Origin of the sequence: Nonomuraea sp. NPDC049637 (genome assembly GCF_040675235.1) — a bacterium.
Taxonomy (GTDB): domain Bacteria; phylum Actinomycetota; class Actinomycetes; order Streptosporangiales; family Streptosporangiaceae; genus Nonomuraea.
In genome coordinates, this window is sequence record NZ_JBFAOM010000019.1 from 77,264 (window position 1) to 94,078 (window position 16,815).

19 protein-coding genes are annotated in these 16,815 nt (G+C 71.9%); 10 read left to right on the forward strand and 9 right to left on the reverse strand.

Annotation, left to right across the window (positions count from 1 at the left end; all coding sequences use genetic code 11):
- Nucleotides 1-37 precede the first annotated feature (37 nt).
- The 4 genes from AB0J71_RS25615 (at nt 38) to AB0J71_RS25630 (ending at nt 4,243) form a co-directional block, all read left to right on the forward strand.
- Nucleotides 38-1,309, forward strand: a complete 1,272-nt coding sequence (locus tag AB0J71_RS25615; RefSeq protein ID WP_364416377.1) for a glycosyltransferase family 4 protein — start codon at nt 38-40, stop codon at nt 1,307-1,309.
- A 47-nt stretch (nt 1,310-1,356) separates the two neighbouring features.
- Nucleotides 1,357-2,067, forward strand: a complete 711-nt coding sequence (locus tag AB0J71_RS25620) for a methyltransferase domain-containing protein (RefSeq protein WP_352324013.1) — start codon at nt 1,357-1,359, stop codon at nt 2,065-2,067.
- On the forward strand, nt 2,064-3,119 hold the full coding sequence (locus AB0J71_RS25625; protein WP_352324012.1) for a prenyltransferase: 1,056 nt from the start codon (nt 2,064-2,066) through the stop codon (nt 3,117-3,119). The genes AB0J71_RS25620 and AB0J71_RS25625 overlap by 4 nt, the downstream gene beginning before the upstream one ends.
- A 155-nt stretch (nt 3,120-3,274) precedes the next feature.
- Nucleotides 3,275-4,243: a DUF1702 family protein gene (locus AB0J71_RS25630; RefSeq protein ID WP_352324011.1), complete on the forward strand. Its 969-nt coding sequence runs from the start codon at nt 3,275-3,277 to the stop codon at nt 4,241-4,243.
- Here the strand turns inward: AB0J71_RS25630 and AB0J71_RS25635 are convergent.
- On the reverse strand, nt 4,240-4,869 hold the full coding sequence (locus tag AB0J71_RS25635; protein WP_352324033.1) for a class I SAM-dependent methyltransferase: 630 nt from the start codon (nt 4,867-4,869) through the stop codon (nt 4,240-4,242). The genes AB0J71_RS25630 and AB0J71_RS25635 overlap by 4 nt on opposite strands.
- Nucleotides 4,870-4,954: 85 nt before the next feature.
- Here AB0J71_RS25635 and AB0J71_RS25640 point away from each other — a divergent pair, with 85 nt between their 5' ends.
- The 4 genes from AB0J71_RS25640 to AB0J71_RS25655 all read left to right on the forward strand — a co-directional run bounded on the left by AB0J71_RS25640 (nt 4,955) and on the right by AB0J71_RS25655 (nt 7,178).
- Nucleotides 4,955-5,407, forward strand: coding sequence for a pyridoxamine 5'-phosphate oxidase family protein (locus AB0J71_RS25640; RefSeq protein ID WP_352324010.1), 453 nt, complete (start codon nt 4,955-4,957; stop codon nt 5,405-5,407).
- Nucleotides 5,404-5,595 (forward strand): ferredoxin, encoded by a 192-nt coding sequence (locus AB0J71_RS25645; RefSeq protein WP_352324009.1) that lies wholly within the window; start codon nt 5,404-5,406, stop codon nt 5,593-5,595. Before AB0J71_RS25640 ends, AB0J71_RS25645 begins: the two co-directional genes overlap by 4 nt.
- A 22-nt stretch (nt 5,596-5,617) precedes the next feature.
- Nucleotides 5,618-6,706, forward strand: coding sequence for a Zn-dependent alcohol dehydrogenase (locus AB0J71_RS25650; RefSeq protein ID WP_352324008.1), 1,089 nt, complete (start codon nt 5,618-5,620; stop codon nt 6,704-6,706).
- Nucleotides 6,707-6,857: 151 nt separating this feature from the next.
- Nucleotides 6,858-7,178 (forward strand): hypothetical protein, encoded by a 321-nt coding sequence (locus tag AB0J71_RS25655; RefSeq protein ID WP_352324007.1) that lies wholly within the window; start codon nt 6,858-6,860, stop codon nt 7,176-7,178.
- 50 nt (nt 7,179-7,228) lie between these two features.
- On the opposite strand, the gene AB0J71_RS25660 is transcribed toward AB0J71_RS25655, so the two are convergent.
- The 3 genes from AB0J71_RS25660 to AB0J71_RS25670 form a co-directional block, all read right to left on the reverse strand.
- A complete protein-coding gene (locus AB0J71_RS25660) occupies nt 7,229-8,452 on the reverse strand; it encodes an FAD-dependent oxidoreductase (RefSeq protein WP_364416379.1) in 1,224 nt (407 codons plus the stop codon).
- Nucleotides 8,453-8,506: 54 nt separating this feature from the next.
- The gene (locus tag AB0J71_RS25665; RefSeq protein ID WP_364416381.1) at nt 8,507-8,953 is read right to left on the reverse strand and encodes a hypothetical protein; all 447 of its coding nucleotides are present in this window, start codon (nt 8,951-8,953) and stop codon (nt 8,507-8,509) included.
- Nucleotides 8,954-9,017: 64 nt separating this feature from the next.
- On the reverse strand, nt 9,018-9,536 hold the full coding sequence (locus AB0J71_RS25670) for a DUF2231 domain-containing protein (RefSeq protein ID WP_352324004.1): 519 nt from the start codon (nt 9,534-9,536) through the stop codon (nt 9,018-9,020).
- Between the two features lie 118 nt (nt 9,537-9,654).
- Between AB0J71_RS25670 and AB0J71_RS25675 the strand changes: the two genes are divergently transcribed.
- Nucleotides 9,655-10,488 carry a transcriptional regulator gene (locus tag AB0J71_RS25675; protein WP_364416383.1) on the forward strand — a complete coding sequence of 278 codons (834 nt, stop codon included), beginning with the start codon at nt 9,655-9,657 and terminating at the stop codon, nt 10,486-10,488.
- Between the two features lie 98 nt (nt 10,489-10,586).
- A complete protein-coding gene (locus AB0J71_RS25680) occupies nt 10,587-11,102 on the forward strand; it encodes a hypothetical protein (RefSeq protein ID WP_364416385.1) in 516 nt (171 codons plus the stop codon).
- Nucleotides 11,103-11,112: 10 nt separating this feature from the next.
- Here the strand turns inward: AB0J71_RS25680 and AB0J71_RS25685 are convergent, their stop codons facing one another.
- The 5 genes from AB0J71_RS25685 to AB0J71_RS25705 are packed head-to-tail and all read right to left on the reverse strand — an operon-like array spanning nt 11,113 to nt 16,814.
- A complete protein-coding gene (locus tag AB0J71_RS25685) occupies nt 11,113-12,120 on the reverse strand; it encodes a sugar phosphate isomerase/epimerase family protein (RefSeq protein WP_364416443.1) in 1,008 nt (335 codons plus the stop codon).
- Nucleotides 12,117-13,268, reverse strand: a complete 1,152-nt coding sequence (locus AB0J71_RS25690) for a Gfo/Idh/MocA family oxidoreductase (RefSeq protein WP_352323520.1) — start codon at nt 13,266-13,268, stop codon at nt 12,117-12,119. The genes AB0J71_RS25685 and AB0J71_RS25690 overlap by 4 nt, the downstream gene beginning before the upstream one ends.
- 11 nt (nt 13,269-13,279) lie before the next feature.
- Nucleotides 13,280-14,326, reverse strand: a complete 1,047-nt coding sequence (locus AB0J71_RS25695) for an ABC transporter substrate-binding protein (protein WP_352323521.1) — start codon at nt 14,324-14,326, stop codon at nt 13,280-13,282.
- Nucleotides 14,323-15,330, reverse strand: a complete 1,008-nt coding sequence (locus AB0J71_RS25700) for an ABC transporter permease (RefSeq protein ID WP_352323522.1) — start codon at nt 15,328-15,330, stop codon at nt 14,323-14,325. Before AB0J71_RS25700 ends, AB0J71_RS25695 begins: the two co-directional genes overlap by 4 nt.
- Nucleotides 15,330-16,814, reverse strand: coding sequence for a sugar ABC transporter ATP-binding protein (locus AB0J71_RS25705; protein WP_352323523.1), 1,485 nt, complete (start codon nt 16,812-16,814; stop codon nt 15,330-15,332). Before AB0J71_RS25705 ends, AB0J71_RS25700 begins: the two co-directional genes overlap by 1 nt.
- Nucleotide 16,815: the final 1 nt, after the last annotated feature.

Here is a 16,815-nt window from a genome sequence, read left to right on the forward strand (position 1 = left end):
GTACACGCCCGCCTCTTGGGGCCTTACCGCAGAAAACATGGGCCTACCGGCGGAGAAAGGGGTGTCCGTGAGCGAGGCGCTGCGGATCGCGCTGCTGTCCTATCGCAGCAAGCCCACCTGCGGCGGGCAGGGCGTCTACCTCCGGCACCTGAGCCGTGAGCTGGTCGCGCTCGGCCACCACGTCGAGGTGTTCTCCGGACCGCCCTACCCCGAGCTGGACGAGGGCGTCGTCCTGCGCGAGGTGCCCAGCCTCGACCTCTACCGGGACGAGGACCCGTTCAGGACCCCGAAGCTGGCCGAGTACCGCGACTGGATCGACCTCCTGGAGGTCGGCACCATGTGGACGGCCGGCTTCCCCGAGCCGCTCACCTTCTCCCTGCGCGCCTACCGCGAGCTGAAGAAGCGCGTCGGCGACTTCGACGTCGTCCAGGACAACCAGACCCTCGGCTACGGCCTGCTCGGCATCCAGAAGCTGTTCCCCGTGGTCGGGACGATCCACCACCCGATCAGCGTCGACCGGCGGATCGAGCTGGAGGCCGCCACGGGCTACAAGAAGCTCACCATGCGCCGCTGGTACGGGTTCGTGAAGATGCAGTCCCGCGTCGCGCCCAGGCTCAGCCCGATCCTCACGGTCAGCGAGTCGTCGCTGGCCGACATCCACCGGGACTTCAACGTCCCGCAGGCCAACATGCGGCTGATCCCGCTCGGCGTGGACACCCGCTACTTCCACCCGCGCCCGGACAAGCCCCGCCGCAAGGGCTCGATCGTCGCGGTGGCCAGCGCGGACTCGCCGATGAAGGGCGTGGCCACGCTGCTGCGCGCGGTCGCCAAGCTCGCCACGGAACGCGACGTGAACCTGACCGTGGTCAGCAAGCCGACCCCGGGCGGCCCGACCGAGCGGCTCGTGCAGGAGCTGTCGCTGCAGGACCGGGTGCGCTTCGTGCACGGCATCTCCGACGACGAGCTGGGCGAGCTGATCGCCACCTCCGAGATCTCCGTGGTCCCCTCGCTGTACGAGGGCTTCTCGCTGCCCGCCGTCGAGCACATGGCCTGCGGCACGCCCCTGGTGGCCAGCCGGACGGGCGCGCTGCCCGAGGTCGTGGGCGACGCGGCCGTCCAGGTGGCGCCGGGCGACGCCGAGGAGCTGGCGGCCGTGCTGCGCCGCCTGCACGACTCCCCCGAGGAGCGCGAGCGGGTGGGCAAGGCCGGCTACGACCGGGTCATGGAGCGCTACACCTGGCACGTCGTCGCCAAGCGGACGGTCGAGGCGTACCGCGAGGCGATGGCGGCGCACAAGGCCCGCCGCTGACCCCCGAACGAAAAGCCCCCAAGAGCTGATCAAGGAGAAGCGACAAAGTGCTGACCGTGGACTTCGACCGGCTCCCCGTGGGCCCCGGCGTGCGCGTGCTCGACCTGGGCTGCGGCGGCGGCAGGCACGCCTTCGAGGTGCTGCGCCAGGGCGCCGACGTCGTCGCCTTCGACATGGACCAGGCCGAGCTGGACAACGTGGCGGCCATGTTCGTGGCGATGGACAAGGCGGGCGAGGTGCCGCTGGGCGCGACCGGCGAGACCGTCCAGGGCACGGCGCTGGACATGCCGTTCGAGGACGGCGGCTTCGACCGGGTCATCGCCGCCGAGGTGCTGGAGCACATCCCCGACGACATGACCGCCATGCGGGAGATCTTCCGCGTGCTCAAGCCGGGCGGCACCGCGGCGATCACCGTGCCGAGCTTCCTGCCCGAGCGCATCTGCTGGGCCCTGGACGAGGACTACCACACCGCCCCCGGCGGCCACGTGCGCATCTACACGCTGGCCGAGCTGTCGGCCAAGCTCAAGTCCGTCGGCTTCGAGATCGGCCCGCACCACCACGCCCACGGCCTGCACGCGCCCTACTGGTGGATCAAGTGCGCGGTGGGCGTCAACAACGACGACCATCCGGTCGCCAAGGCGTACCACGAGCTGCTGGTGTGGGACATCATGAAGCGCCCGGCCGCCACCAGGATCGCCGAGGCGCTGCTCAACCCGCTGATCGGCAAGAGCGTGGTCCTCTACGTCAAGAAGCCATGATCTCCCGCGAGGAGGTCGTCCGCACGGCCCTCAGCATCGCGGCCATCCAGCAGGACGACGGCGGCGTGCCCTGGCCCGAGGGGCACGTGGACGCGTGGAACCACGTCGAGTGCCTGATGGGCATGTGCGTGGCCGGGCTGGCCGAGCCGGTGCGGCGCGGCTGGGAGTGGCTGGCCCGCCACCAGCGACCCGACGGCTCCTGGCCGATGAAGCTGCTGGACGGCGTGGCCGTCGAGGCGGGCGGCGAGTCCAACCACGCCGCCTACGTCGCCGCGGGCGTCTGGCACCACCATCTCGTCACCGGCGACCGCGAGCACGCCGAGCGCCACTGGCCCATGGTCAAGGCCGCGCTCGACTACGTGGTGGGCCTGCAGACCGAGCGGGGCGAGATCGTCTGGGAGCGGGACGCCCACGGCCGGGCGGCGGCGGACGCGCTGCTGACCGGGTGCGCCTCGATCCACCAGGGCCTGCGCTGCGGCGTGCTGCTCGCCGACCACCTGGGCGACCAGCAGCCGCACTGGGAGCTGGCCGCCGACCGGCTGGCCCACGTGTTGTCGGCGCATCCGGAGGCGTTCGCCGACAAGAGCCGGTTCGCGATGGACTGGTACTACCCGGTGCTGGGCGGCGCGGTGCGCGGGCGGCAGGCGGTCGAGCTGCTGGAACGCGAGTGGTCCACGTTCGTGGTGCCGGGGCTCGGCATCCGGTGCGTGTCCGACCAGCCGTGGGTGACCGGGGCCGAGACGTGCGAGCTGGTGCTGGCCCTGGACGCCATGGGCGACCGTACGCGGGCCGCCGCGCTCTTCGCCGACGTGCAGCACCTGCGCCACGAGGACGGCTCGTACTGGACCGGCTGGCAGTTCGTCAACCGCAAGCACTTCCCGCACGAGCGCTCCGGCTACACCGCGGCCGCGGCCATCCTCGCCGCGGACGCGTTGCAGCGCCTGTCCCCCGGTTCCGGGCTGTTCCGCGACATCGCGGGCACGTCGGTGTCCGACCCGGAGGCCTGCGGGTGCGTGGAACGTCAGTCGTTCAGGCCGGCGCCTCCCGGCTGATCCGGCAGGGCGGCGGCGCAAGGGCTTTTGCGGGTTCTTTGCCGGGGACATCCGGTGCGCCGCCGGTGAACGGCGCAATGGGGTTACTAGCTTCGTGTCTGGCCGTAGGAGGCGTCTTCGGGGGAAGCGTGGGCGACACGGGCACAACAGCGTTCTTGGACCAGGTCAGGATCGAGCCGACACTGTCCCCGGCGAGGGGACTGCGGAGGTTTCTGGCCAAGGATCCTTCGGAGTCCGATCTGGGCCGGCGCAGGTTCCGGCTGCGCCCCGGCGCTCCCCGGACGGTCTTCGCGGATTCCGAGCAGTCGTACGTGTTCGGCTTCAACGCGGTCATGTCGCGGGAAGTCGAGAAGATCGAAGACCTCCCACCTGAGCAGCGGCCTTTCGGCCACGAGGGCGCGGCGGCCGCCTGCACCGTGCTCGACCTGCTCACCTTGACCCGGGGCCGGCGCCTTCACGAGCTACTGGCCGGCCCCGCCCAGCATCACCGCCACGCCGCGTACGTCGGCGCCGGACGCGGCTACGCGCTGCTGCGGCTGCGTCCGGTCTGGGGCGCGCGGCGGGCGCACCCGCTGATGCGCTGGCTGGCCGTGGACGGGTTCGGCTTCCAGTGGAGCCTGTCGCGCGCGGACCGCATGGTGGGCCGCAGGAGCATGCCCGACCTGCTCACCCGCGCCCACTGCGCGGTCTTCGACCAGGGCCTCGGCCGGCTGCTGTGGTACCACGACTGCGCCTCGCCGGACGACGTCGGCGCACGCATCGCGGGCTTCCCGGCGAGCCGGCGGGCCGATCTGTGGAGCGGCGTGGGGTTCGCGGCCACGTACACGGGCGGCGCCGACAGCGACGAGCTGTGGTGGCTGACCGAGCACGCCGGCGCCGACGGCTTCCGCGCCCACCTGGCCCAGGGCTGCGCCTTCGCGGTCACGGCGCGGCTGCGGTCGGGGGCGCTGCCGGACCACGCGCGGCTGGCCGTGCCGATCCTGGCCGACGCCGCGCCCGACGAGGCGGCCGCCTGGACCGACCAGGCGCTGCTGGCCCTCGGCCACGACGCCCACACCCACGAGGACTTTCAGCGCTGGCAGGCCCACACCCGCCGGTCGTGGAACCGCCGCCACCGGCGCTAGACGCCCTGGCCGACGCGTTCCAGCACGCGCAGCGAGCCCTCGGCGGACACCTCGCGGAAGGCGCCCGACGCAAGGGCCCGCAGGTAGACCCGGTAGGGGGCCTGCCCGCCGTCGGCCGGGTCGGGATAGATGTCGTGGAAGACCAGCGCGCCGCCCTCCATGACGTGCGGCGCCCAGCCCTCGTAGTCGCGGGTCACCGGCTCCTCGGAGTGGCCGCCGTCGATGAAGAGCAGGCCGAGCGGCGTGTTCCACAACGCGGCCACCCGGTCGGACCGCCCGACGACGGCGATCACCTCCTCCTCCAGCCCGGCGGCGGCGACGGCGGCGCGGAAGAAGGGCAGGGAGTCCATCCGCCCGAAGCGCGGGTCCATCAGGGCCGGGTCGTGGTGCGCCCAGCCGGGCTGGATCTCCTCCGAGCCCCGGTGGTGGTCGACGGTGACGACCACCGAGCCGGTGTGCCGGGCCGCCGCGCCGAGGTAGATCGCCGACTTGCCGCAGTAGGTGCCGATCTCGCAGAGCGGCCCGAGGCCGCCGTAGCGGCAGGCCGCCTCGAACAGGGCCAGCCCCTCCTTCGGCGGCATGAATCCCTTGGCGTGCTCCGCTGCCTGCAGCAGCTCCGGCGGCATCGTCATAGGCATGCACCCTAGCCGAACCGAACAACATTCCAGCGACCTCTTGCCGTGCTTCTTTGGAACCTGTTCTACTTGGCACGTGAATCAGCGCGCTCGCATCGCGATGTCCGACGACGAGGTCACGGCGTTCCTGGAGGGTTCGCGCAAGGTCCAGCTCGCGACCATCAACCCCGACGGGACACCGCACCTGGTGACCATGTTCTACGGGCTGGACGAGGGCCGCATCGCCTTCTGGACGTACGGCAAGGCGCAGAAGGCCCGCAACCTGGCCCGCGACCCGCGGGTGAGCTGCCTGGTCGAGGCGGGCGACGACTACGACCAGCTCCGCGGCGTCCTGGTGTACGGCGTGGCCGAGCAGGTGGACGACCGGGACCGGGTGCTCGCCATCGGCATGATGATCGCGCGCAGGATGACGCCGGGCGTGCCGGACGACCTGCTGACCCCCTACGTCGAGCAGACCGGCAGAAAACGCATCGCCTACGTCGTCGAGCGCACCAAAGTGGTCTCATGGGATCACAGGAGGCTCACATGAAGGTCAAGGTCGATGAACTGGTCTGCGAGGCCAACGCCGTGTGCATGGGGCTCGCGCCCGAGGTCTTCGAGGTGGACGACGACGACCAGCTGCACATCCTGCTCCCCGAACCACCCCCCGAGATGCAGGATCGCGTCCGCAGCGCGGTCAGGTCCTGCCCGAAAGCCGCCCTGTCGCTAGAGGACTAGCCGTAGCCGGAGGAGGAACCCCATGCGCGCCGCGATCCTGCACGCCGTAGGCAACGACAAGCTGGACATCCGCGACGACATCACCCTGGCCCCCGTCGGGCCGACCGATGTCCGCGTCCGGATCAGAGCCACGGGCGTGTGCCACTCGGACCTGTCGGCCATGTCCGGCGTGCTTCCGCAGCCGGTGCCGCTGATCCCGGGCCACGAGGGCGCGGGCGAGGTGGTCGAGGTGGGCGAGCACGTCACGTCGGTCGCGCCGGGCGACCACGTCGTGATCAGCTGGCGGCCGGCCTGCCAGTCCTGCGACCTGTGCGTGGGCGGGCAGCCGTACATGTGCATGAAGTACGTCATCGAGTCCTTCAGCAAGGGCAACTTCCGCTTCGGCGGCGACAACGCGACGGCGTTCGGCATGGCGGGCTGCGGCACCTGGGCCGAGGAGGTCATCGTGCCCTGGCAGGGCGCGATCAAGATCGACGACGACGTGTCGTGGGAGGCGGCGGCGCTGATCGGCTGCGGCATCACGACCGGCGTGGGCGCCGCGATCAACACCGCCAAGGTGCGTCCCGGCTCCACGGTCGTGGTGATCGGCTGCGGCGGCGTCGGCCTGTCGGTCATCCAGGGCGCGCGGGTCTCCGGCGCCAGGACGATCCTCGCCGTCGACCCGCTGGAGTCCAAGCACGCCCTGGCCAGGAAGGTCGGCGCGACGCACGCGATCACGCCGGAGCAGGTCCCCGAGGCCCTGAACGAGCTGACCGGCGGCAGCGGCTTCGACTACGGCTTCGAGGTCGTCGGCAAGTCGGCGACCATCCAGAGCGCCTGGCAGCTCACCCGGGCGGGCGGCGACGTCATCGTGGTGGGCGCCGGCGCGGTGGACGACATGGTCTCCATCTCCGCCTTCAGCCTGCTGTTCGAGGGCAAGAGACTGCTGTCCAGCCTGTACGGCGAGGCCGACGTGCGGCACGACTTCCCCTACTTCGCCAAGCTCCACAAGGCGGGACAGCTCGACCTGGAGTCGCTGATCAGCGCCCGCATCCGGCTCGGCGACCTGAACGACGCCGTCGCGGCCCTGCGCGGCGGCGAGGTGCTCCGCCAGATCGTCATCATGGACTGACCCGGGTCCGGGGCCGGAGAACGGGCCCCTGCTCTCCGGCCCCGGGCAGGTCAGGCCGCGATCGGCGGAACCGGTCGCGCACCCATTGCTAAGGAAAGTTTCCTAACGGATACTCCGGGATGAGTGCCCACCACCCCCCCAAGGAGTAACCATGCTTCGTCGCGGCCTCGCCCTGCTCTCCATCGCCGCCGCCGGCCTGCTCGCCCTCGCCGCGCCCGCCCACGCGGCCGTCGTGGACGTGACCTTCGGGCCGGTCTCGATCGGCGACTACTGTCACGCCAAGGTCAACTCGTCCTCGTGGATCGGCTTCTACGAGTCCGGCGGCCTGCGCTGCTACACCGGCGGCCCCGGCCCGATGACGTACGCGGGCTCGGGCGACCCGTACCTGGCCTGCAAGTTCCTCACCACGGACGTGGTGATGTCCGCGCTGCGCGGCGCCTCCGACGCCCTGGTCTGCCGCGTCGTGCGCTGACCCTCCTCCGGGAGCGGCACGGGACGGGCCGTCCCGTGCCGCTTGCGGCGTCAGGAGGGCAGGAGCTGGTCGAGCGGGGTGCCGGGGTCGGCGAGCGCGGCGCGGTCCACGGGCTTGCGGGACCGGATGAGTGCCTGGGTGTGGTCGGTGACGTCCCAGATGTTGACGTTCATCGCGGCCAGCACCCTGTCCTGCTCGTCCAGCCAGAAGGCGATGAACTCGCGGGCGTCCAGGTCGCCGCGGACCACGACGTCGGGCGTGCGGCCGGGCGGGACGTGGCCGGCGTACTCCATGCCCAGGTCGTACTGGTCGGTAAAGAAGTAGGGCAGGTTGTCGTATTCGCCGGACCGGCCGAGCATCGCGCGGGCGGCGACGGCGGGCTGGTTGAGCGCGTTCGCCCAGTGCTCGACCCGGACGTGCCGGCCCAGCAGCGGATGGTAGGCGTTGGCGACGTCGCCGGCCGCGAAGATGTCGGGGTCGGAGGTGCGCAGGTCGGCCCCCACCTTGACGCCGTCCTCGACGGTCAGCCCGGCGGCCCGCGCGAGGTCGGTGTCCGGTTCGGCGCCGACGCCGGCCACGACGACGTCCGCCTCGACGTGGGCGCCGCCTTCGAGCAGCACCCCTGAGCCGGTGATCTCGGCGGGACGGGCGTCGAAGAGGAAGGTCACGCCGTGCTCGCGGTGCAGCGCGGTGAACACCCCGGCCACGTGCGGTCCCAGCACGCGCAGCAGCGGCGCGGACGCCGTCTCGATCACGGTGACCTCGGCCCCCGCGGCGCGGGCGGCGGCGGCCACCTCCAGGCCGATCCAGCCGGCCCCGAGGATCGCGACGCGGCCGGCGCCGGCCAGGGTGGCGCGCAGGCGTTCGCTGTCGTCGACGGTACGCAGGTACAGCACCTCGGGCCGGTCGGCCCCGGGGAGGTCAGGGCGGCGCGGCCGGGAGCCGGTGGCCAGCAGCAGCCGGTCGTAGCCGAGCTGCTCGCCGTCGCTGAGCGTGACCCGATGGGCGGCCGGGTCGATGCCGGTGACCTCGACGCCCAGCCGCAGCTCGACGTCGTGCTCGGCGTACCAGGAACGGTCGTGGACGAAGATCTTGTCGCGTTCGCCGGTGCCCTGGAGGTAGTCCTTGGACAGCGGCGGCCGCTCGTACGGCAGGTGCGTCTCCCTGCCGACCAGCACGAGCCGGCCGTCGAAGCCCTCGCCGCGCAGAGCCTCTGCGGCCTTGGCGGCGGCGAGGCCGCCGCCGGCGATCACGATGGTCGCGGGTGCAGGCATGTCGGATCTCCTCTTCCTGTTCCTGGACGAAGGGCGTGGTGATCGCGGCGCACGTCAGCTCCCGCCCACGCCGAGCGCGGTGAGCAGCACCAGGACGACGGTCACGACCGCGAACAGCCCGTGCCCCGCCACGACCGCGACGGGGAAGTGCCGTTCGGCCGGAACCGGCGCGCCGGCCGCCGCCGGGCCGGAGCCGAGCCGGGCGACGCGCGCCCGATGGACGGGGATCCACCGCGCGAGCATGACGAACCCGAGCAGTGCGACCGGCACGAGCAGCGCGAACGCGAGCCAGGCCAGCCCATGGGCGTCGGCGAACAGGTAGATGATCCACACGACCAGGCCCGCCGCGGCGAGCAGGAAGTGCCCGAAGAGCACCGGGGCGGGCAGCCGGGACTCGCCGGCCTTCTGCTGGGCCACGCCGCCGCGGGCGATCCAGGTGCCGAGCATGTAGAAGCCGCCGACGGCGGTGACGAGCCAGGTGATCAGTGCCGCGATCTCCACGATCTTCCTTCTTTCCAGGATGAGCCGTTCGTATGTCAATAGGCGGGTGTCCGAAGGGGGCGCCTCACCGTGGCGGGGTGGTGGTGAACCCCTCGGCCTGGGTGTCCTCGCCGGCGACCCGGACGCCGTAGCGGAAGGCGAGCTTGCCGCCCAGGTGGCCCGACACCGCGAGCACGGCCAGGCACACCGCCGACAACACGATCTGCCCCGCCGGCACGGGCCCCGGCGGGCCGCCGCCCAGCCGCCAGGCGAACCCGGCCGCGTACCCGGCGGTGACCGCCAGGTTGAGCGCCATGTGCACCAGGCCGGTACGGAATGCGGGCGTACGGGGTGGGATGGCGAACAGGTCCAGGAACCCGACGGAGGCGGCGGCCAGCGCGCCGAGGCCGCCGAGGGCGATCAGCCAGACCGACCCCTGCGCCAGGAAGCCGCCCGGCGACACCACGTGCGAGGCGACGTCGAAGACCAGACTGGCCACCCATGCCCCGATCGGCACCGTCACCAGGATCGGGTGCACCGGGTGCCCGTACGGCCCGGCCAGCGCGGTCACCGGCCGCTTGGCCCGGCCGGTCAGCTCGTCCATGACCCACCTCCTATTTCACCAACAAGTCTTGGACATATTCGATGGCGGCGTCAACCTCCCCAGCACAAAGGCATGGCTTCCGATGATTCACAAGTTTTCTAGGCGTTAAGGTGGATGCGTGACGTCCGACTCCACGAACCTCGCGGCGGTCGCCGCGCTCAGCGACGACCTGCGCCGCAGCATGTACGAGTTCATCCGCCGCGCCGGGCGGGCCGTCACCCGCGACGAGGCGGCCCAGAGTGTCGGGATCTCCCGCAAGCTCGCCGCCTTCCACCTGGACAAACTGGTGGACGCCGGGCTGCTGGCCACGCGCTACGAACAGCCGGGCGGGCTGCGCCGCGTCGGCCGCGCCCCCAAGGTGTACGAACCCTCCGACCTCGACGTCCAGGTCAGCATCCCCCAGCGCGAACCAGTCCTGCTCGCCGGCATCCTGCTCGACGCCGTGCTGGCCGAGACGCCCGGCGAGAGCGCCGGCCAGGCGGCCCGCCGCCTGGCCCGCGAGCGCGGCCACGACCTCGGCCACACCGAACGCGGCGGGCTGCGCGGCGCCCGGCTCGGCCCCGAGCGCGCCCTGACCTGCGCCCAGCACGTCCTGGAACGCCACGGTTTCGAGCCCAGCCGCGACAGCCCGACCCTGGTCCGGCTGCGCAACTGCCCCTTCCACCCCCTGGCCGCCAAGGCCCCCGAGCTGGTCTGCGGCATCAACCACGCGTTCCTGGCCGGCTTCCTCGACGGCCTCGACGCGCCGGCCGTCCAGGCCACCCTGATCCCGCGGCCGGGCCACTGCTGCGTCGAACTGGGCGTCCCACGGGGCCCCGGCGGCGACGAGAGCGGCGACGAGAGCGGCGACGAGGGCGGCAGCGAGGGCGGCAGCGAGGGCGGCGAGGGCGGGGCGGAGGCGGACGCGCCGGCGTGCGCCAAGGACGGGGACGGCCCGCCGCCCGCGTCCTGAACGGTTCCGGCAAGGGTTCCCCATGTCCCCGGCCACGGCCCGCCGGGCTCTCTAGCGTGGGGTCGCCGGAGCGGTGACATGGCAGGGGAAGGCGTCCGATGATCGCAGCCATCGCCAGGGTCCAGGGATTGTCGGCGGCGCTCGCGCCGGGCGCGTACGGGGCCGCGGTGCTGACGCTGACCTGGCTGACCCAGGACGGCCGCCTGGGCGACGGCCGGTACGGCGACCTGGCCATGGTCGTCATGGCCTTCCCGCTCTACCTCGCCGCCGGCCCGCTGAACGGCGCGCTGCGCGCCCACGCGCCGGGCCCCGCGCACGCCTGGGACCTCGTCCTCATGGCCTGGCCGGGGATCGTGCTGGCGGTCCTGCTGGCGGCGCTGCGCGCCCGCGTGGCCGGGCGGGCACTCGGGTGGCTCGCGGCGGCGGCCGTCACCCTGGTGGGGGTGGCGACCACCTTCGACGGGTGGGCGCCACGACGGCCGTACGGCTGGCCGTTCCTGGTCTGCGGGCTGATCATGATCGTCGGGCTGATGACCGCGCGCCGGCCCGCCCTGGACGTCCGGCCCGCCCCCGACGACTGGCACGGGCCGGGCGCGCGGTCGCCCGGCCCGTGACCGGCAGGCCCTACGTGGTGGAGAAGGCCGCGTCGAAGGCCGTGGCGGGCGGCGTGATGGAGTTCAGCCGCCGGATGTACCCCAGCGCCTCCCGGGCGCCGTCCAGCCGGTCCATCCCCGCGTCCTCCCACTCGATCGAGATCGGCCCGTCGTACCCGATCGAGTTGAGCGCCCGGAAGCAGTCCTCCCACGGCACGTCACCGCGCCCGGTCGAGACGAAGTCCCATCCCCGGCGCATGTCCGCCCACGGCAGGTGCGACGACAGCCGCCCCTTGCGCCCGTCGCCGATCCGGACCCGGGTGTCCTTGCAGTCGACGTGGTAGATGCGGTCCTTGAAGTCGAGGATGAACGCCACCGGGTCGAGGTCCTGCCACACCATGTGCGACGGGTCCCAGTTCAGCCCGAACGCCGGACGATGCCCGATCGCCTCCAGCGTCCGCTGCGTCGTGTAGTAGTCGTAGGCGATCTCGCTCGGGTGGATCTCGTGCGCGAAGCGCACCCCCACCTCGTCGAACACGTCGAGGATCGGGTTCCAGCGGTCGGCGAAGTCCTGGTAGCCGGCCTCCACCATCGACGCCGGCACCGGCGGGAACATGGCCACGGTGTGCCAGATCGACGACCCGGTGAACCCCACCACCGTGTCCACGCCGAGCGCCGCGGCCGCCCGCGCGGTGTCCTTCATGTCCTCGGCCGCGGCCCGCCGCACCGACTCCGGGTCGCCCGAGCCCCAGATGCGCGCCGGCAGGATCGCCTTGTGCCGCTCGTCGATCGGATGGTCGCAGACGGCCTGGCCGACGAGGTGGTTGGAGATCGTCCACACCTTCAGGCCGTGTTTGTCGAGCTGGGCGCGCTTCTGCTCCACGTACGACGGGTCCGCCACCGCCTGCGCCACGTCGAAGTGGTCACCCGAGCAGGCGATCTCCAGGCCGTCGTAGCCCCATTCGGCCGCCAGCCTGCACACGTCCTCGAACGGCAGGTCCGCCCATTGCCCGGTGAACAGCGTTACTGGTCTCATCAGTCCTCCACAGGGGTGTACCGGCCGCCGTCGGCCGCGCTCGCCTCCACCGCCGCCAGCACGCGCTGCACCCGCAGCCCGTCGGCGAACGACGGCGAAGGGTCGGCGCCGGTCGCGACGGCCTCCAGGAAGTCCTTGATCTCGTGGGTGAAGGTGTGCTCGTAGCCGAGCCCGTGCCCCGGCGGCCACCACGCCCCCACGTAGGGATGGTCGGGCTCGGTCACCAGGATCCGCTCGAACCCGCGCCCGCCCTCGCTGAACCACAGCTCGTTCATGGACTCGAAGTCGAACGCCAGGCTGCCGAGCTGCCCGTTGACCTCGATGCGCATCGCGTTCTTGCGCCCGGTCGCGAACCTGGTGGCCTCGAAGGAGGCCAGCGCGCCGCCCGACATCCGGCCGATGAACAGCGCGGCGTCGTCGACCGTGACCGCCCCCCGCTCCTCGGCGCGGGACGCCGCCAGCCCCGCCGACTCCCCCGCCAGCGGACGCTCCTTGACGAACGTCTCCGTCAGCCCCGACACGCCTGCCACGCGCTGGCCGGTGACGAACTCGGCGGCGTCCACGATGTGCGAGCCGATGTCGCCGAGCGCCCCCGCCCCCGCCTTGTCCTTCTGCAACCGCCACACCAGCGGGAACTCCGGGTCCACGATCCAGTCCTGGAGGTACTGGGCGCGTACGTGCCGGATCTCGCCGAGCCTGCCCTCCTCGACGTACCGGCGGGCCAGCGCGACCGCCGGGACCCGCCGGTAGTTGAAGGCCACCATGCTCCTGCCCGGCGCCGCGGCCGCCGCCGCGACCATGGCCTCGGCCTCGGCGACGGTGTTGGCCAGCGGTTTCTCACAGATCACGTGCTTGCCGGCGCGCAACGCGGCGATCGCGATCTCGGCGTGCGAGTCGCCCGGCGTGCAGATGTCGACGATCTGCACGTCGTCCCGCCGGACCAGCTCCCGCCAGTCCGTCTCGACGTCGGCCCAGCCGAGCCGGGCCGCCGCGGCGGCGGTCTGCTCCTTCGACCGGCCCGCCAGCACCGCCATGCGCGGCGCGAGCGGCAGGTCGAAGAACGCCCCGACGCTCCGCCAGGCCTGGGAGTGGACGCGGCCCATGAACGCGTAGCCGATCATGCCCACGCCGATGGTGGTCTTGTCTGACATGCAACCCCCGATCAGGATTCGAATCCGAGCGCCAGATACTTGTCGACGTTCTCCTTGGTGATCGTCTCGGACGCGAGGGTGATCGACTGGGGAACCTGGTTCTCCACGAGGTCACTCATGCCCTTGCCCTGCGCGATCAACCTGGCGAGCTTGACGGCCGAGGAGGCCATCGTGGGGCTGTAGGTGACGGTGGCCTTGAGCACCGACGTGCCGGCCTGGATCTCCTTCATGGCGTTCAGCGAGCCGGCGCCGCCCACCATGACGAACTCGTCGCGGTTCGCCTCCTTGATGGCGGCCAGCACGCCGACGCCCTGGTCGTCGTCGTGGTTCCACAGGGCGTCGATCTTCTTGTGCGCCTGCAGCAGCGAGGTCGCCACCTGGTTGCCGGTCTCGACGGTGAACTTGGCGTCCTGCTTGGCCGTGACGCTGAACCCGTACGTCTTCAGCGCGTCGGCGAAGCCCTTGCTGCGGTCCTGGGTCAGCGGCAGCGTGGCGATGCCCTGGATCTCGACGATCACCGGGTTCGCGACGCCCTTGTCCTTGAGCTGCTTGCCGATGTAGTGCCCGGCCGCGACGCCCATGCCGTAGTTGTCGCCGCCGATCCACGTGCGGTAGGCCAGCTTGTCGGGGAACACCCGGTCGAGGTTGATCACCGGGATGCCCGCCTGCGTCGCCTGCAGCGCGACCTGGTTGAGCTGCTGGCCGTCGTTCGGCAGGATGACCAGGGCGTTCACCTTGGCCGCGATCAGCGACTCGACGGCGGAGATCTGCTGGTTGATGTCGTTGGTCGGCTCGACGGCCTTGAAGTCGACGTCGCCGTACTGCTTGGCCGCGCTCTCGGCGTTCTTGGCGATGGCCGCGATCCAGCCGTGGTCGGCGGCCGGCGCGGAGAAGCCGATCGTCACCTTCTGGCCGGGTTCGTCGTTGCCGCTCGCGGCGGGGGCGGGCGCGGGCGCCGCCGACGAGGGAGCGGCCGCCGGCTCGTTGCTGGTGCAACCCGCCGCTAACAGCACTGCCCCGCCGACGAGGAATCCCCTGCGCGCGACGTTCTCACTCATGATGCTCTCGCTTTCAGGTTCCGCCGCTGGAGAAGGACGGCGACGACGATGATCAGGCCCTTGGCGATCAGCTGGTCGCTGGTGTTGAGCCCGTTGAGGATGAACAGGTTCGTGATGAGGGTGAAGATCAGCAGGCCCAGGATCGAGCCGATGATCGTGCCCCGGCCTCCGGTGAGCAGGGTGCCGCCGATGATGACGGCGGCGATGGCGTCGAGCTCGTACAGGTCGCCGTGGGTGGACGAGCCGGTCGTCGTACGGGCCATGATGAGGATCGCGGCGACGCCGCAGCAGAAGCCGGACAGGGCGTACAGGAGCATCGTGTGCCTGCGTACGTCGATGCCGGCCAGCCTGGCCGCCTCGGGGTTGCCCCCGACCGCGTACGTGCGGCGGCCGAACGTGGTGCGGTTCAGGACGATCCACCCCAGCACCACGACCAGGGCGAACACGTAGACCAGCAGCGGGATGCCGAGCAGCCGGGTGGTGGACAGCTGCACGATGCCCTCGACCTGGATGAGCTGCGTCTTCCTGTCGGACATGCGCTGGGCCAGGCCGCGGGCGGCCACCAGCATGGCCAGGGTGGCGATGAACGGCACCATCCGCCCGTAGGCGATCAGCAGCCCGTTGACCAGGCCGGCCCCGGTGCCGACGAGGATCGCGCAGACGGCCATCACCACCGGCCCGTACGACTGGGTGGCCAGCGTGGTCGCCCAGACCGAGGCGAGGGCCATGACGGCGCCGACGGACAGGTCGATGCCGCCGCCGATGATCACGAAGGTGGCCCCGACGGTGATCACTCCGATCGTGGCGGCCAGGGCCAGGATGCTGACCAGGTTGGAGGTGGTGGCGAAGTTGTCGAACCGGGTGACCAGGCCGACGACGACGAGCAGCGCCAGCGCGCCCAGCAGGCCGAGGTGGCGGATCTCGGCGACCCCGTTCAGCAGGGACGGTCTCGGCCGGGAGAGCCCGGCGGCGGGTCGTTCTGGCGCCTCTATGGGGTCGCTCATCACGCGGCCCTCCCATCCATGATCATGTCCAGTACGCGGTGCTCGTCCAGGCCGGCCGCCTCGCCCTCGTGGATGACGGCGCCCTCGCGCAGCACGAGCACCCGGTCGGCGAGCCCCAGCACCTCGGGCACCTCGCTGGAGACCAGCAGCACGCCGATGCCCTGGTCGGCCAGGTCGCGGATGACGGCGTACAGCTCGGCGCGGGCGCCGACGTCGACGCCGCGGGTGGGCTCGTCGAGCAGCAGCAGCTTGCGTCCGCCGAGCAGCCAGCGGGCGAGCACGGCCTTCTGCTGGTTGCCGCCCGACAGGGTCCTGATCGGGCGCTCGGGGTCGGGCGGGCGGATGTCGAGGAGCTGGGCCAGGCGGGCGGCCTCGGCCCGCTCGCGGCCGCGGTCGATCCAGCCGAACCTGGCGAACTGCGGCAGCGTGCCGAGCGTGATGTTCGCGGTGACGCTCTGGTCGAGCAGCAGGGCCTGGGCCTTGCGCTCCTCGGGGGCCAGGCCCATGCCCTGCCGGACGGCGCCGGTCACGCGGCGGCGGGCCGGGCGGCCGTCGAGCGTGACCCGGCCGGTGGCGGGCCGGGCTCCGTAGACGGCCTCCAGGATCTCGGAGCGTCCGCTGCCGACCAGCCCGGCCAGTCCGACGATCTCCCCGGCGCGCACGGAGAAGGAGACGTCGGCGAAGAGGCCGGGCGCGGTCAGGCTCTCCACGCGCAGCACCTCCTCGCCGGGCGGCCGGGTGGGGCGGGGCGGGAAGACGTACTCGACGTTGCGGCCGGTCATGAGGGAGACGATGCGGGCGGTGGGCGTGTCGCGGGCGGGCAGGCCGACGGCGACGGTGCGCCCGTCCTTGAGCACGGTGACGCGGTCGCCGATCTCGCGGATCTCCTCCAGCCGGTGGGAGATGTAGACGACGGCGACGCCCTGGGCGGTGAGCTCGCGGATGATGCGGAACAGGTTGGCGACCTCGTCGTGGGCCAGGGCGGCCGACGGCTCGTCCATGATGATCAGGCGGGCGTCGTGGGAGAGGGCGCGGGCCATCGAGACGACCTGTTTGGCGGCCGGTGAGAGCCGTCCGACCTCGGTGGAGGGGCGGATCTCGCCGTGGCCGAGGCGTTCCAGCACCTCGCGGGCGGCCCGGCGGCCGGCCTGGCGGTTGACGAACCCGAAGCGGGCGTGCTCGTGGCCGAGGAAGATGTTCTCGGCGACGCTGAGGCCGTCGACTAGGTCGAGTTCCTGGTAGATGGTGGCGAAGCCGAGCCGGATGGCGTCGATGGGGCCGGCGGGCCGGACGGGCGCGTCGTTGAGGACGATCGTGCCCTCGTCGGGCTGGTGGACGCCGGCCAGCACCTTGATCAGGGTGGATTTGCCGGCGCCGTTCTGGCCGAGCAGGCAGTGGACCTCGCCCGCCCGTACGTCGAGATCGACCCCGTCGAGCGCGCGCACGCCGGGGAACTGCTTGACGATGCCCTTCATGACCAGCATC

Excerpts from the sequence above, each read along its gene's own strand:
- AB0J71_RS25615 (WP_364416377.1), top strand. The coding sequence starts at position 38 with ATGGGCCTACCGGCGGAGAAAGGGGTGTCCGTGAGCGAGGCGCTGCGG.
- AB0J71_RS25625 (WP_352324012.1), top strand. The coding sequence starts at position 2,064 with ATGATCTCCCGCGAGGAGGTCGTCCGCACGGCCCTCAGCATCGCGGCC.
- AB0J71_RS25635 (WP_352324033.1), bottom strand. The coding sequence starts at position 4,869 with ATGCCGCCGGAGCTGCTGCAGGCAGCGGAGCACGCCAAGGGATTCATG.
- AB0J71_RS25645 (WP_352324009.1), top strand. The coding sequence starts at position 5,404 with ATGAAGGTCAAGGTCGATGAACTGGTCTGCGAGGCCAACGCCGTGTGC.
- AB0J71_RS25650 (WP_352324008.1), top strand. The coding sequence starts at position 5,618 with ATGCGCGCCGCGATCCTGCACGCCGTAGGCAACGACAAGCTGGACATC.
- AB0J71_RS25655 (WP_352324007.1), top strand. The coding sequence starts at position 6,858 with ATGCTTCGTCGCGGCCTCGCCCTGCTCTCCATCGCCGCCGCCGGCCTG.
- AB0J71_RS25660 (WP_364416379.1), bottom strand. The coding sequence starts at position 8,452 with ATGCCTGCACCCGCGACCATCGTGATCGCCGGCGGCGGCCTCGCCGCC.
- AB0J71_RS25670 (WP_352324004.1), bottom strand. The coding sequence starts at position 9,536 with ATGGACGAGCTGACCGGCCGGGCCAAGCGGCCGGTGACCGCGCTGGCC.
- AB0J71_RS25680 (WP_364416385.1), top strand. The coding sequence starts at position 10,587 with ATGATCGCAGCCATCGCCAGGGTCCAGGGATTGTCGGCGGCGCTCGCG.
- AB0J71_RS25690 (WP_352323520.1), bottom strand. The coding sequence starts at position 13,268 with ATGTCAGACAAGACCACCATCGGCGTGGGCATGATCGGCTACGCGTTC.
- AB0J71_RS25695 (WP_352323521.1), bottom strand. The coding sequence starts at position 14,326 with ATGAGTGAGAACGTCGCGCGCAGGGGATTCCTCGTCGGCGGGGCAGTG.
- AB0J71_RS25700 (WP_352323522.1), bottom strand. The coding sequence starts at position 15,330 with ATGAGCGACCCCATAGAGGCGCCAGAACGACCCGCCGCCGGGCTCTCC.
- AB0J71_RS25705 (WP_352323523.1), bottom strand. The coding sequence starts at position 16,814 with ATGCTGGTCATGAAGGGCATCGTCAAGCAGTTCCCCGGCGTGCGCGCG.